The organism is Cytobacillus firmus (assembly GCF_023612095.1).
GTDB lineage: Bacteria > Bacillota > Bacilli > Bacillales > Cytobacillaceae > Cytobacillus.
The window spans coordinates 3,617,136-3,631,242 of sequence record NZ_CP086235.1 but is presented as its reverse complement, the minus strand read 5'-3'; the positions used below and the strand labels follow the sequence as shown (position 1 = coordinate 3,631,242).

The window sequence follows — 14,107 nt, the reverse complement described above, 5'->3', positions numbered from 1 at the left end:
GATAAGAGGTGGAGAAAATGCCGACTATTACGAAAATCACAGTCCAGAAAAAAAACACAGACCGCTACAATATATATATGGATTATGGGAAAGGTGAAGAATATGCATTTAGTGTGGATGAAGATGTTTTAATTAAGCATCAGCTCAAAAAAGGAATGGAGCTAGATGAATTCTCTTTAAATGAAATTGGCTATCAGGATGATATCCGGAAAGCCTATAACAGGGCTATTCATTATTTATCCAGAAGAATGCGCTCAGAAACCGAAGTCCGCAAACATTTAGCTGAAAAAGAAGTGGAAGATCCGGTTATTCAAGAAGTTATCCACAAATTGTATAATTACCATTTTCTAAATGATGAAGAATTTGCAGCAGCTTTTGTGCGTACACAAATGAACACATCAGATAAAGGAAAAGGCCTGATCCGCACAGAACTGAAGGAGAAAGGGATTTCCCCTCAATTAATCGAAATGGCATTGGAGGAATATCCAAGGGATGCTGAAGTAGCTGCTGCCATAAGGCTGTGTGAAAAGTATTCAAAGAAATATGCCCGTGATTCATCAAAAATCCTTAAACAAAAGCTGGAACAGATGTTAATGCGCAAAGGCTTTAATTTCGACATCATTCAAGAAGCCGTATCTGAAACGGAGATTGAAAAAGAAGAGGATGAAGAACTTGCTGCCCTGAAGTTCCAAGCGGAAAAAGCAAGAAAGAAATATGCAAACCTTCCTGAGTTCGAATATACGCAGAAAATGAAGCAAGCCTTGTTCAGAAAAGGTTTTTCTTTTGATTTAATAGAGCAATTTTTAAGTGAAGAAGAATAACACATGGAAGCCCATGTGTTATTTTTTTGACTCGATGACAATTGAGTCTTCTTCCATATGATCTAGAATCATTTCTGCCACTTCTTTAGGAGAACGAAGCCTCGATTTATCCTTAATATGGTCGCTTTCATCCCAGAAAGGGGTGTCCATGCCGCCCATATAAACTGCTTTAACTTTAATATTTGTATTCTCCAGTTCCTTCTGAAGGCTCTCCGTAAAACCCCTTACAGCGAATTTGCTTGCCACATACACGGATTCATTTACTTTCCCTTTTAAGCCCGCAGTCGAAATGATATTCATCAGAAGGCCTTCGTTTTCGTCTTTTAAAAAGGGCAGAACCGCCTGTGTCATGTAAATAGTACCGAGCGTGTTGGTGTCGAACATGTCCTCGATATTTTGCTCCGAAAGGCTGTTAACAGGCCCGAAATGCCCAACCCCGGCATTGTTTATCAGGCCATAAAGTTCATGGTTTTGGAGTTGCTCCATTAATTTGGCTATCTCATTGGTTTGTGTGATATCTGCTGTAAAACATTGAGCGCTTCCGCCTGCTTCATGAATTTCCTGTTCCACACTCTGAAGCTTATCCAATGTCCTGCCTGTTAAAACAATATGAAATCCCTGTCCCGCAAACAATAAAGCAAGCTCTTTTCCCAAGCCGGACCCTGCTCCGGTAATGATGACTGATTTCATCTGAATCCTCCTTTAAAACGTCTTATAGTCACCATCTTAGCAAAAAAGTCCAACACATGCGATTAGGCATCAAAAACAAAAGCAGGAGCCTTTTCTAAACGGGCATTTTCTCATATACTTAGCTATGGAAGCCTTAACTGTAAATGTAACTATCTGAAGAAAGTAAGAGGATATTAATATGCAGGAAAAAAGATACAGTACAATGACTACGTATGAGCTTCAGCAGGAAATTGCCAGTTTAAATGAAAAAGCAAAGAAAGCGGAACAGATGGGGATGGTAAATGAGTTTGCCGTGCTTGAACGCAAAGTAATTATGGCGAAATCCTACCTGCTCAACCCGGATGATTTTTTACCCGGTGAAATTTATGAAATCGATGGGGATCCGGGAGTTTACTTTAAAATTGACTATATGAATGGTGTATTTGCCTGGGGATTCCGGCTGAATGGAAGCAAAGGAGAAGAAGCTCTGCCCATTTCCATGCTGAAAAAATTAGCGGGAAAAGGGTGAACTGACTGGGCAGTAAGAAACAATCAGAGGGGGAAAGCCCCCCCTGATTGATGTTTCACCTTAAGAGTTTTTGCGAATCTGCCTTTTTAAAATAATGAGGTCTTGTGTTTGCTGGGTCTCGCCATTTACTTGTGAATGTGCACGTTTTGGCCTAAAGTGCGGTGAAGTAAATGGACTGGAATACGGATTATCACCAAAAAAGTTTTTGCTGTTTCCCATAACCAAGCCTCCCTGTATTTTAAAATTCAGGTGTGTCACTTTCGCGGTCTGTAGAAGCCTTCATTCGTTCCTGAGGGTGGGTGTTAATGGTGCCATCCGCCCGGCGTGAAGCATACTCTGCTTTTGCCCGCGGCTCCCCCTCCAATTTTATATTGTTCTGATTTGGGAAATTTCTCGATTTATTGCGCATAACAAGCCTCCTAAACCGGAATAAGAGCGTGACCGGCAAATAGCTGATCACGTAATACTATTATTTGTATTTTACCTGAGGCTATGAAGGATTAACGTGATTAATAAATGGAAAAGAGGTGATTTTTATGAATGAGTACCAGCAAAAGCTTTATGAGCTTTTATTGGAAAAGAATGACCTGCTTTCAGCAAGTCAGGCCCAGACATGGATTGAACTGCTTTGGGAGGATTTCGAAGCAACATATGCCAAGGCTGGCAGAGAATATAAGGGTGCTGAAATGACAGAAAGAATTGTAAGGCAATGGATCGAAAACTATGGCAGCAGGCTCCATGAATTTGTTGCCAATAATCCTAAATACAAGCATTTGCTTGAGCAGGATAAGAATACCCTAAATTAAAAACAGGCTGCCAATCACAGCAGCCTGTTTTTATTAAAAAATAAGAAAGTATATAATCTTTGAACGTCGATAACTGTCTAGCTCCAGCGCCTACCCCCTCGAGGTCACAAGCTTGTCTAGTTGCGGCTCCTAGGGACTCGGGGTCATAAGCCGTTTCCTTTCAGAAGGAAAAACGCCTTCTTACAGGAACCGTCTTATGCCTGTCGTCCCTGGGCAGTCGCCTCCACATTTCCGGCAATCCTCCCAAAAAGGCAAAGAACGCCTTTCCGGGAGGCCCGTCTTGTGCTTGAGGCCCGCAGGATGCGGGTCATGCAGACGTTGCCACAGGACGTGGTGTTCTTAGTCTGCGTTCCTTCGTGGGCAAGGCGCTTGCGCTTTTCTTATCCCGGAAGAATATCCAGTTTTTTTCGAAGCTTTTCCTCGCTGAAAATCCAGCCTGTATAGGATGATTGAATGTTTAAATCCCGATCGAGCTGAACCACGGCTACAAATGGATAATGTCCATTGCTCCGGTAGCGGAGGTCAATAAAGCGAACTTCATAATAATCATCATATTCATCCACTTCCCAGCGGTAAACCGGTGAGAAGGACAGGAAGGCAGATAGGTTTTTATCTTTCTTCGCAGCTTCTATAACAGGTGTCTCAGGAACGGGAACGCGATTAAATTGATCGAGAATTCTCACATGGTTTTTAACAGCACGCCCGACGAAAAATTGCTGCCTGCTCATAACCGCCACACGCCACTGATTAAACCTCATCGTTGGGGCAATAATGATTTCAGTTGCATCCGGTATCATAACCTTTACGGCATTTAAGACACTTCTCTGGGCTGCAAACCGCAGAAGATAATAAACGAAAATAATGCCATAAATGATTAGAAATGTATAACCGGGATGAGCCCCAAATGCCCAGATGAATAATCCTGCGACATGAATCCCGAAAATGAACGGGTCAAATGTGTTGATAATCCCCAGTGCTACCCATTTAGATGAAAAGGGCCGGAGTGCCTGTGTTCCATATGCATTGAATATGTCTACAAAAACATGCAGGAATACAGCCAAAAAAGTCCATAGCCATAAGTGCAGCAGATCCGCAGACGGAAAAAACGGATAAACCACAGCAAGTATGACAAGCGGCCATAGCAGGACGGCCGGTATGGAGTGGGTAATTCCCCTGTGATTGCGAATATAAACGGCATTATTTCTTAGTTTTAAGACAGTATCGATATCAGGTATTTGAGAACCGACGATGGCACCAATCATGACACTTGTTGCTGTAGCAGAACTCTCCGCAACAACGGGATCAAGAGTGGCTATGCCGCCAAGCGCCAGCCCCATCACTACATGTGTGCCGGTATCCAAGAGGAAATACCTCCTTCCCTGGTAACAAATCTTGTACGGAGTACCTAATTTACTTAAAGTGTAACAGCAAAATTCTTGTATTAACAACTGAATATGGGTACCTTTAAAGGTGTTGCAAACTTAAGGCAAAATGTTAAACAGCGACCGTACTAATATATTCCCATATTTTCCGATTGTTTAACATCAGGAGGATTAAAAAATTGAAAGAAGTTAGTCAAAATACAATCGAATCAACCGATATAAAAGGTTTTCAGGATGATTTGCTCAGCTGGTTCGAAGCGGAGCAAAGGGATTTGCCCTGGAGAAAGGATCAGGATCCGTACAAAGTCTGGGTTTCTGAAATTATGCTTCAGCAGACGCGGGTGGACACCGTGATCCCCTATTTTCACCGTTTTATTGAACAGTTTCCAACCATCAAGGATCTTTCTGAAGCAGACGAAGAAAAGGTATTAAAAGCCTGGGAAGGTCTGGGGTATTATTCACGGGCAAGAAATCTTCAGGCTGCTGTCCGGGAGGTTCATGAAAAATATGGCGGAAAAGTTCCGGATACGCCAAAAGAGATCTCGTCCCTAAAAGGAGTGGGACCCTATACGGCAGGGGCCATTCTCAGTATAGCGTATGGAGTACCCGAACCGGCTGTGGATGGCAATGTAATGCGTGTCCTGTCGCGAATCCTCTCCATCTGGGAAGATATTGCCAAGCCATCTTCCAGGAAAATATTTGAGTCTTCCGTTCGAACATTAATTTCACATGAAAACCCGTCCCATTTCAACCAGGCGCTGATGGAGCTTGGCGCATTAATATGTACACCAACCTCTCCTTCCTGTTTATTATGCCCGGTGAGAGAACATTGTACTGCGTTTTATGAAGGGACTCAGCAGGATCTGCCCGTAAAAACAAAAACCAAAAAGCAAAAAAATGTGCAATTAGCGGCAGCTGTCCTTATCGATGATCAAGACAGAGTGCTAATACACAAAAGACCTGGCAAAGGCCTGCTTGCTAATCTCTGGGAATTTCCCATGACAGAGATCAACATTGCTTATGTAAGCGACAAAGAGCAGATGAAGGATGCGTTCAGTACCCAATATGGCGCCAATGTAGATATTCAGGAAATGACGGGTCAGATCGAACACGTTTTTTCCCATTTGACATGGAACATTAATGTGTATAAAGGGAAATTATTAGAACTCAAAGAGGAAAAAAATGATTTGAAATTAGTCACACTTGAAGAGATGAAGGAATTTCCTTTTCCGGTATCCCATCAGAAAATCTGGAAGCAATACTTGGAAAGCTGAACATAGAAAAAGGGGAACAATCCCCTTTTTCCATTACTCATAGCTAACCCGGGTTCCATGAGTATAATCGGCTTCCTGCCTTTTCAGGCCGCCGCGGTTTTCTATTTCTTCAACAATCTCCCTATGAATCGTCTGGCCCTCAGCATTTAAATAAGGCATGATCTGCTGAAATGAATGATGGTAAAAAGCAAGCTCACTGTCCTTCCAGTCCGATTTTGACATCATCGAAAGCTCTGTCATATCACGTCCGACAAACATATGCCATCTTCCTTTCCTCAATTGGATTACAGATAGTGTTTTAATTCGAATTGCCATCTATACATGGAAAAAGCTAAAATGAAATCGGTAAGGTGTTTTGTTTATAAATTCCCTTGATAAAAATCCTTAAACAAAACATTACATAACAGAAAGGAAATTGAATCATGACACAAAAAGTAGCACTGGTAACAGGAAGCAGCAGAGGAATTGGAAAGGCAACAGCCATCAGGCTTGCCAAAGAAGGCTATGATATTGTCATCAATTACGCACGCAGCAAATCGGCTGCAAATGAAACAGCATCCGAAATTGAGGCGCTTGGCAGAAAAGCTCTGGTTGTCAAAGCAAACGTGGGGGATGTAGAGAAAATTAAAGGCCTGTTCGCTGAAATTGACCGTGAATTTGGAAGACTCGATGTGTTTGTCAACAATGCAGCTTCCGGAGTTCTCCGTCCGGTTATGGAACTGGAAGAATCTCATTGGGACTGGACGATGAACATTAACAGCAAAGCCCTGCTTTTCTGCGGTCAGGAAGCTGCAAAGCTAATGGAGAAAAGCGGCGGCGGAAAAATTGTTAGCATCAGCTCGCTGGGATCGATCCGCTATCTGGAAAACTATACGACTGTAGGGGTTTCCAAGGCAGCATTGGAAGCATTGACACGTTACCTGGCTGTTGAACTGGCTCCTAAAAATATTGTCGTTAACGCTGTTTCAGGCGGTGCAGTAGATACAGAAGCTTTAAAACATTTCCCTAACCGTGCAGAGCTTCTTGAAGAAGCAAAAACGAAAACACCTGCAGGACGAATGGTTGAAATTGAAGATATGGTGAATACGGTAATGTTTTTATTAGGTGAGGAATCCAGCATGATCCGCGGCCAGACGATTATTGTGGATGGCGGCATTTCCCTGCTTGTCTAATTAAATATGGATATTTTTGGTTTTTAAAAAAGTTGGATAGTTTCCTCCGCTCCCGGTTAAATTAATGAGCGTGGAGGTGATTATAATGGCTAAACAACCAAACAAATCTCAAGCTGGAACTAACGTTCAAGAAGTGAGACAACAAAACGCACAATCTGCTGGCCAAGGCCAATACGGTACTGAATTTGCCAGCGAAACAAATGCTGCTGAAGTAAGACAGCAAAACCAGCAAGCTGAAGCTCGCAAAGGTCAAAATGCAGGCAAACAAAGCCGCTAATTACATCTAAAGAAAGAAGCCGCCTTTTAAATGGAAAGGGCGGCTTCTTTTTTGTTGTTCTTTCCCTTCGACAAAACTTCCATAAAGTCAACATAACTAGTCAAAGGGTTAAAAAAAGGTACAGCGAAATTATAGAATAGGAAAAATAACGGGGACGGTGGAACAAACATGGAGAACTTTAACAGTTTAGTTTCAGAACAGATGAAAACGATGGAAAAGCTTCTTTATCTGCAGAGTGAGCTGGAGCGCTGCCAGGAGATTGAAGAGGAATTAAAAGCCATTCAGCAGGAAACAGAGCTTGAAAGCGTGCAGTATGAAATTGCCAGAATGAAGGAAGAGCTCAAACAAATTCATCGTATCTTTGAGGAACAGACCGAAGAGGTCATCCGCTCCTATCAGAAAGTAAATGTAACCGTCTAAAGATAAATTCCCTATAATCTTTTGTTGTCTTCAATACCTATAAAATAAGCTATTATATCCTTTTTTTACAGCCGTTGATACATTTCAATGGCTCTTTGTTTTAAAAATTTCCTTTTACCGTTATAATAGTAGAAAACAGGAATCGTACTTTGTTGCCTTTTTCTTTTGGATATTATTGAGTCATGCTGTGCAGTATGCGCTTAGCATGAAGGGGAGGAAGCCTATTAAAGGCGCCAAAAAAGTATTATCAGGTTGCAAAGCTTCCGGAAGGAAAGTAGGGGAAAAAGAATGGCGGTACCCATCGAAGGCGAACCAATGCAAATACACAGCTATAAACATAATGGGCATATCCACCGCGTCTGGGAGGAAACAACCGTATTAAAAGGGACACAAAATCTGGTGATTGGCGGAAATGACCGGACAATCGTAACAGAATCTGACGGAAGAACATGGGTGACGAGAGAGCCAGCGATTTGTTATTTTCATTCTCAGCACTGGTTTAATGTGATTGGAATGATTCGGGAAGATGGTGTTTATTATTACTGTAATATCAGTTCCCCATTTATTTGTGATGGAGAAGCGTTAAAGTATATTGATTATGATCTCGATATTAAAGTATATCCGGACATGACATTCAACTTGCTTGATGAAGATGAGTATGAACGGCACCGTCAGGAAATGAACTATCCCGATGTGATTGACAGCATCCTTAAATCAAATGTGGACAACCTCATCCATTGGATCCGTCAGAGAAAAGGTCCTTTTGCACCCGATTTTATTGATATATGGTATGAACGTTATCTTACTTACAGACGCTAAAAAAGGGCTGAATGCCGAAAAAACGCCTGTTGGACCTTGGGTCAGCAGGTTTTTATTTTTGTCCAGCGCAAGCAGCCTGCCCCCTCGAGGTCACAAATGTCGGGGTGGGCAAGGCGCTTGCGCTTTTCGTGCATGATTGCCGGGTTTAGGGGTAAGTTTAAAAAAATAACAGGGAATGAGACAGAGAGGGGGAGCGATCCGGTTGGACAGTATAAAAAGATATTTGAAATTCGTTAAGCCGTATCGGCTTCAGATTATCGGAACCATTATCATTGGCATCATTAAATTTGCCATACCGCTTTTGATTCCGCTTCTGATTAAGTATGTAATAGATGATATTATTGGCAATGATGCTTTGAGTCAGAGCGATAAGAACAGCACACTGTTAATGGTTATGGCTGTGATGATTGCTTTATTTGTCATCGCCCGTCCGCCAATTGAGTATTACCGACAATACTTTGCCCAGTGGGTGGCAAGCAAAATTCTATATGACATCCGGGATAAGCTTTTTACCCACATTCAAAAATTAAGCTTCCGATTCTATGCAAATACCAGAACAGGGGAAGTGATCTCAAGGGTCATAAATGATGTTGAGCAAACCAAAACATTCGTCGTAACCGGTTTAATGAATTTATGGCTTGATGTGGCAACTATTTTAATTGCCGTTGTCATTATGATGAATATGGACGTTCCGCTGACGATTGTGTCACTGCTGTTATTTCCATTTTATGCTTTTTCAGTCAAGTACTTTTTTGGGAACCTCAGAAAGCTGACAAGGGCTCGTTCACAGGCTCTTGCAGAGGTGCAGGGTTATCTTCATGAACGTGTTCAGGGAATGGCAGTTGTTAAAAGCTTTGCCATTGAGGATTATGAGCAAACCCAATTTGATTCGCAAAATAAGAATTTCCTGACAAAAGCGATTGACCATACGAAGTGGAATGCAAAAGCATTTGCAGTAGTTAACACCATTACAGATATTTCACCGCTTTTAGTCATTGGATATTCGGGATACCAGGTTATCCAGGGAGATATTTCCCTCGGTGTCATGATGGCATTTGTCGCTTATATAGATAGATTGTACGGACCGCTTAGAAGACTTGTTAACTCTTCAACCACCTTAACCCAATCAATCGCATCCATGGACCGGGTATTTGAGTTAATAGATGAGAAATACGATATTGACGATTCACCTGATGCCATCCAATGCCGGGATGTTAAAGGGCATATCCAATTTGAAGAAGTGAGCTTTTCCTACAATGAGAATGAGCCTCCGGTATTGAAGGAAATAAATCTCGATGTAACAACAGGGGAAACGATTGCCCTTGTAGGGATGAGCGGAGGAGGAAAGTCCTCTCTGGTAGGGCTGATTCCTCGTTTTTACGATGTGAATGAAGGCAGAATTCTGCTTGACGGCACTGATATCCGTTCGTTTAAAGTTAGGAGCCTTCGCGATAAAATCGGGATGGTGCTTCAGGATAATATTTTGTTCAGTGAATCGGTCAAAACTAACATTCTGCTCGGAAAACCCGATGCCACTGAAGAGGAAGTAGTCGATGCTGCCAAGGCTGCAAATGCCCACGAATTTATTATGAATCTACCTGAAGGCTATGATACCAAGGTTGGCGAGCGCGGTGTGAAACTGTCGGGAGGACAGAAGCAGCGAATTGCGATTGCGAGAATCTTTTTGAAAAATCCGCCGATCCTTGTGCTGGATGAAGCCACTTCAGCCCTTGATCTGGAGAGTGAACATCTGATACAGGAAGCATTGGAAAAATTGGCTAAAGACCGCACGACTTTTATCGTGGCCCATCGACTTTCCACCATCACACATGCAGATAGAATTATTCTGATAGAGCATGGTGAAATTTCTGAAGCGGGAAGCCATGACGAATTAATGAAAAAACAAGGGAATTATTATAAGCTTTTTCAAGTTCAGCAGCTTGAAAATTAGATTTAAAGCCGGCTCTATTACAGGGCCGGCTTTATTTGTGTGCTTTTTTATAGCAATGCGTTAAATTACTATAGTGTTAAAACAGCTTCCGGCAATTAACGGTCATTAATCTCCATCTTTTTCATAATTATTAGTAGGATATTACTTATAAATCCATATTTAAAAATATATAATGTTTACTATATTTAAATAATTTAGAAAAATAAGTAGACTTAACCAAACTTTTTTTATAGAATGAAAAAAAGATAGTGACCTAAGGTCCAAAATTGTTAAAAATGTCCCATTTCATAGAAAAGGACGATCAGGAAAGGAGTATCCGTGTGAATCAAGCTCCAGTTTTAGATGTAAAACAGCTAAGGACATCCTTTTTCTCTTCAGATGGAGAAGTTCCGGCTGTGGATGATATCAGCTTCTCCGTCAACAAGGGTGAAATTCTGGGGATAGTAGGAGAATCAGGCTGCGGAAAGAGTGTTACATCTCTATCCATTATGAAGCTGATTCCACAGCCCCCGGGAAAAATTGTTGGCGGTGAAATTCTTTTAGATGGAGAAGATCTCGTTAAAGCATCAGAAAAAAGAATGCGTGAATTAAGGGGAAATGAAGTGGCTATGATTTTTCAGGAGCCGATGACTTCATTGAATCCGTTATTTACAATAGGAGATCAGCTGACAGAAGGAATCAAATTACATAAGAAATTAAATAAGAAGGCTGCAATCCAGCAGGCTGTTGAAATGCTTAAGCTTGTTGGCCTGCCTAGGGCAGAGCAGATAGTAAAGGAATATCCCCACCAGCTGTCAGGGGGAATGAGGCAGAGGGTAATGATTGCCATGGCCTTGTCCTGCCATCCTCGGCTTCTGATTGCAGATGAGCCGACAACTGCTTTAGACGTGACAATCCAGGCCCAGATATTAGCCCTTATGAAGGATCTTAATGAAAAGCTCGACACAGCCATAGTCATGATTACGCATGATCTCGGGGTAGTAGCGGAAGTATGTGAGAGGGTAATTGTCATGTATGCCGGGAAAATAGTGGAGGAAGCTCCAGTAGAAGAGATATTCAAAAATCCCAAGCATCCTTATACCCAGGGACTTCTGCAATCAGTGCCTGATGTAAGAGAGAAAAAGGAGCGATTATATTCCATTCCGGGAAATGTCCCAAAACCGGGCTCCATCAAGACTGGATGCCGTTTTGCAGCGCGCTGTGAATTTGTCCATGACCGATGCATGACGGAAAGTCCTCCGCTTTATAACGCCAATAATGCTGAACAGCATACAGTGCGCTGTTTCCTGCATGAGTCTGGGGGTGTCATTGATGACCGAAGTGCTGTTGGAAGTTAATCAGTTAAAGAAATACTTTCCCGTAACAGGGGGTCTGTTTGGAAGAAAGCAGGGTGACGTGAAAGCGGTTGATGATATCAGCTTCTTCGTTAACAAAGGAGAAACGCTTGGCCTTGTAGGTGAATCTGGCTGCGGCAAATCAACCACAGGAAGAATGCTGATGCGTCTGATTGAACCAACAGAGGGGAAAGTAGTTTTTGATGGCAAGGACCTGACTTCCCTAAACTCATCGGAAATGCGCAAGATGAGAAAGGAAATGCAGATGGTGTTCCAGGATCCGTTTGCGTCATTAAATCCTCGCAATACTGTTGAGCAGATTTTGGAGGAGCCTCTCATTGTCCATGGCATCGGGAACAAAGAAGAGCGTAAACAGCGGGTAAGGGAGATGCTTGAGGTTGTCGGCCTCAGCAGCTACCATGCCAAACGCTATCCGCACCAATTCAGCGGAGGCCAAAGGCAGAGGATAGGAATCGCAAGAGCATTGATGACCAAGCCTAAGCTGATCATTGCAGATGAACCTGTTTCAGCACTTGATGTGTCCATTCAATCACAGGTGCTCAACCTGCTGGAAGATCTTCAAAAAGAGTTTCAGCTGACGTATATATTCATTGCCCATGATCTCGGGGTAGTTAAACATATCAGTGATAGAGTTGGTGTTATGTATCTTGGAAGATTAGTAGAGATCACAACCTCTGACCAGCTCTACGATAAGCCACTGCATCCTTACACAAAGGCATTGCTTGGTGCAGTTCCCATTCCTGATCCGACATTAAAGAAAGACAGGGAGCTATTAACCGGGGACATTCCAAGCCCGCAGAATCCGCCAGCTGGATGTGCCTTCCATACTAGATGTAATGAATGCATGGAAATCTGCAAAACAGATAGGCCGCAGCTGAAGGAAATTGAACCGGGTCACTTTGCAGCCTGCCATCTCTATAGCTGAACTATAGAGGCAGAACTGCATGGATGATAAATATGTAAACAGCCGATACCGGCAAAAGAAAAAGGGGGAAAACAATGAAGAAGCGCAATGGCATTTGGTTCCTGATTGCAGCTTTGTTACTGTCACTGGCTCTTGCCGGCTGCAGCAGCAACTCAAGCAGCGGAACGAAAGACGAAAAGGATAAAGAGAAAGGTACAGATACAGAAGAAGCGTCATCAGGCGGCACATTAGTATTTGGCCGCGGCGGTGATTCTACTTCACTTGATCCCGCTATTACAACAGAAGGCGAATCTTTTAAAGTTACAAAAAACATCTATGAAACTCTGATTGAATTTGGTGAGCAGGATACAGAAATTCAGGCTGGCCTTGCTACTGAATGGGATACAAGTGAAGACGGGCTAAAGCATACTTTAAAGCTTCGTGAAGGCGTAAAATTCCACGATGGAACTGATTTCAATGCCGAAGCAGTTGTCTTCAACTTTGAAAGATGGAAAGCAGGAAGCGCTGAACAGTTCTATTACTATAACTCTCAGTTTGGGGATAAAATCTCTGAAGTGAAAGCTGTAGATGATTACACAGTTGAGTTTACTTTAAACAAGCCAATTGCACCATTCTTAAAGAACCTTGCAATGTCTCCATTTGGAATTGCAAGCCCGGCAGCGATTGAAAAGCATGGTGAAAAATTCCTTCACAATCCGGTGGGAACAGGTCCATTTGTATTTAAAGAATACAAAGCAAACGACCGCATCACTCTTGTGAAAAACGAAGAATACTGGCAGGAAGGCCTTCCAAAGCTGGATGAAGTTATCTTCCGTGTCATCCCTGAAAACTCTGCTCGTCTGAACGCCCTTGCTACAGGCGAAGTCGACTTAATCGATGGTGTTAACTTCAGTGATGTTGGCCAAATCGAAGGAAATCCGGATCTTCAAACGTTTGAACGTCCATCATTAAACGTAGCTTACCTTGGATTGACAAGCACACGTGGACCATTAAAAGATAAAAAAGTCCGCCAGGCATTGAACTATGCAGTTGATAAGCAAGCTCTTATTGATGCATTCTATGCCGGTGCAGCTGAGCCTGCGAAAAACCCAATGCCTTCAGTTGTAGCGGGTTACAATGATGACGTTAAGGATTATGAGTATGACCCTGAGAAGGCTAAAGAACTTTTAAAAGAAGCAGGATATGAAGATGGTTTTGAAATGGAGCTATGGGCAATGCCGGTTCCTAGACCATATATGCCTGATGGACAAAAAGTGGCTGAAGCACTTCAAGCCAACTTTGATGCAATCGGCGTAAAAGCAAAGATTGTAACGTATGAGTGGGGTACTTACCTGGATAAAGCCAAGAATGGTGAAGCTGATACATTCCTATTAGGATGGACTGGCGATAATGGGGATGCTGATAACTTCCTGTATGTTCTTCTAGATCAGGACAGCATCGGTTCCAACAACTACTCTTATTACGAAAACCCTGAAGTGCATGAACTGCTTGTAAAAGCTCAGGCAAGTGCAGACCAGGCAGAGCGTGAAAAACTTTACAAAGAGGCTCAGCTTCTGATCAAAGAAGATGCTCCGTGGATTCCGCTTGTTCACTCAAGACCAATCCTTGCGGGTAAAGCTGATATCACTGGCTTCAAGCCGCATCCAACAGGTTCTGATTTACTGGCAACTGTAGAATTTAAATAAGCTGCTTTACAAGTGACATAAG

General features: G+C 42.5%; 17 protein-coding genes. 12 read left to right on the top strand and 5 right to left on the bottom strand.

All coding sequences use genetic code 11. The features are described from left to right. Nucleotides 1–17 precede the first annotated feature (17 nt). Entirely contained in the window at nucleotides 18–821 is an 804-nt protein-coding gene (recX, locus tag LLY41_RS18310; RefSeq protein ID WP_304586062.1) for a recombination regulator RecX, read from the top strand. Between the two features lie 18 nt (nucleotides 822–839). Here recX and LLY41_RS18305 read toward each other — a convergent pair whose 3' ends face one another. Next, complete coding sequence (locus tag LLY41_RS18305) at nucleotides 840–1,511, bottom strand: SDR family NAD(P)-dependent oxidoreductase (RefSeq protein WP_304586061.1); 672 nt, start codon at nucleotides 1,509–1,511, stop codon at nucleotides 840–842. Between the two features lie 178 nt (nucleotides 1,512–1,689). Here LLY41_RS18305 and LLY41_RS18300 point away from each other — a divergent pair, with 178 nt between their 5' ends. Beyond that, nucleotides 1,690–2,019 carry a YfhH family protein gene (locus tag LLY41_RS18300; protein ID WP_095244473.1) on the top strand — a complete coding sequence of 110 codons (330 nt, stop codon included), beginning with the start codon at nucleotides 1,690–1,692 and terminating at the stop codon, nucleotides 2,017–2,019. Between the two features lie 60 nt (nucleotides 2,020–2,079). On the opposite strand, the gene LLY41_RS18295 is transcribed toward LLY41_RS18300, so the two are convergent. Continuing rightward, nucleotides 2,080–2,238: a YpzG family protein gene (locus tag LLY41_RS18295; protein WP_009335831.1), complete on the bottom strand. Its 159-nt coding sequence runs from the start codon at nucleotides 2,236–2,238 to the stop codon at nucleotides 2,080–2,082. 19 nt (nucleotides 2,239–2,257) lie between these two features. Continuing rightward, complete coding sequence (locus tag LLY41_RS18290; RefSeq protein ID WP_095244474.1) at nucleotides 2,258–2,428, bottom strand: small, acid-soluble spore protein K; 171 nt, start codon at nucleotides 2,426–2,428, stop codon at nucleotides 2,258–2,260. Between the two features lie 127 nt (nucleotides 2,429–2,555). Between LLY41_RS18290 and LLY41_RS18285 the strand changes: the two genes are divergently transcribed. Next, on the top strand, nucleotides 2,556–2,825 hold the full coding sequence (locus LLY41_RS18285) for a YfhJ family protein (RefSeq protein ID WP_304586057.1): 270 nt from the start codon (nucleotides 2,556–2,558) through the stop codon (nucleotides 2,823–2,825). 380 nt (nucleotides 2,826–3,205) lie between these two features. Here LLY41_RS18285 and LLY41_RS18280 read toward each other — a convergent pair whose 3' ends face one another. Further along, nucleotides 3,206–4,186, bottom strand: a complete 981-nt coding sequence (locus LLY41_RS18280) for a metal-dependent hydrolase (protein WP_304586056.1) — start codon at nucleotides 4,184–4,186, stop codon at nucleotides 3,206–3,208. A gap of 200 nt (nucleotides 4,187–4,386) precedes the next feature. Between LLY41_RS18280 and mutY the strand changes: the two genes are divergently transcribed. Next, complete coding sequence (mutY, locus tag LLY41_RS18275; protein ID WP_304586054.1) at nucleotides 4,387–5,481, top strand: A/G-specific adenine glycosylase; 1,095 nt, start codon at nucleotides 4,387–4,389, stop codon at nucleotides 5,479–5,481. Nucleotides 5,482–5,514: 33 nt separating this feature from the next. Here the strand turns inward: mutY and LLY41_RS18270 are convergent, their stop codons facing one another. Next, nucleotides 5,515–5,739, bottom strand: a complete 225-nt coding sequence (locus tag LLY41_RS18270) for a hypothetical protein (protein WP_095246223.1) — start codon at nucleotides 5,737–5,739, stop codon at nucleotides 5,515–5,517. A gap of 164 nt (nucleotides 5,740–5,903) precedes the next feature. Here LLY41_RS18270 and fabL point away from each other — a divergent pair, with 164 nt between their 5' ends. The 8 genes from fabL to LLY41_RS18230 all read left to right on the top strand — a co-directional run bounded on the left by fabL (nucleotide 5,904) and on the right by LLY41_RS18230 (nucleotide 14,085). Next, nucleotides 5,904–6,653, top strand: coding sequence for an enoyl-[acyl-carrier-protein] reductase FabL (gene fabL / locus LLY41_RS18265; RefSeq protein ID WP_304586053.1), 750 nt, complete (start codon nucleotides 5,904–5,906; stop codon nucleotides 6,651–6,653). Between the two features lie 85 nt (nucleotides 6,654–6,738). Continuing rightward, the gene (locus LLY41_RS18260) at nucleotides 6,739–6,930 is read left to right on the top strand and encodes a gamma-type small acid-soluble spore protein (RefSeq protein WP_095246225.1); all 192 of its coding nucleotides are present in this window, start codon (nucleotides 6,739–6,741) and stop codon (nucleotides 6,928–6,930) included. A 168-nt stretch (nucleotides 6,931–7,098) separates the two neighbouring features. Then, entirely contained in the window at nucleotides 7,099–7,350 is a 252-nt protein-coding gene (locus LLY41_RS18255) for a YgaB family protein (RefSeq protein ID WP_035333110.1), read from the top strand. Between the two features lie 288 nt (nucleotides 7,351–7,638). Continuing rightward, a complete protein-coding gene (ntdP, locus tag LLY41_RS18250) occupies nucleotides 7,639–8,169 on the top strand; it encodes a nucleoside tri-diphosphate phosphatase (protein WP_095246226.1) in 531 nt (176 codons plus the stop codon). 202 nt (nucleotides 8,170–8,371) lie between these two features. Next, nucleotides 8,372–10,120 (top strand): ABC transporter ATP-binding protein, encoded by a 1,749-nt coding sequence (locus tag LLY41_RS18245; protein WP_304586049.1) that lies wholly within the window; start codon nucleotides 8,372–8,374, stop codon nucleotides 10,118–10,120. A 320-nt stretch (nucleotides 10,121–10,440) separates the two neighbouring features. Then, nucleotides 10,441–11,457, top strand: a complete 1,017-nt coding sequence (locus LLY41_RS18240) for an ABC transporter ATP-binding protein (RefSeq protein WP_304586048.1) — start codon at nucleotides 10,441–10,443, stop codon at nucleotides 11,455–11,457. Beyond that, entirely contained in the window at nucleotides 11,432–12,400 is a 969-nt protein-coding gene (locus tag LLY41_RS18235) for an ABC transporter ATP-binding protein (RefSeq protein ID WP_304586047.1), read from the top strand. Before LLY41_RS18240 ends, LLY41_RS18235 begins: the two co-directional genes overlap by 26 nt. Before the next feature lie 74 nt (nucleotides 12,401–12,474). Further along, entirely contained in the window at nucleotides 12,475–14,085 is a 1,611-nt protein-coding gene (locus tag LLY41_RS18230) for an ABC transporter substrate-binding protein (protein WP_304586046.1), read from the top strand. Nucleotides 14,086–14,107: the final 22 nt, after the last annotated feature.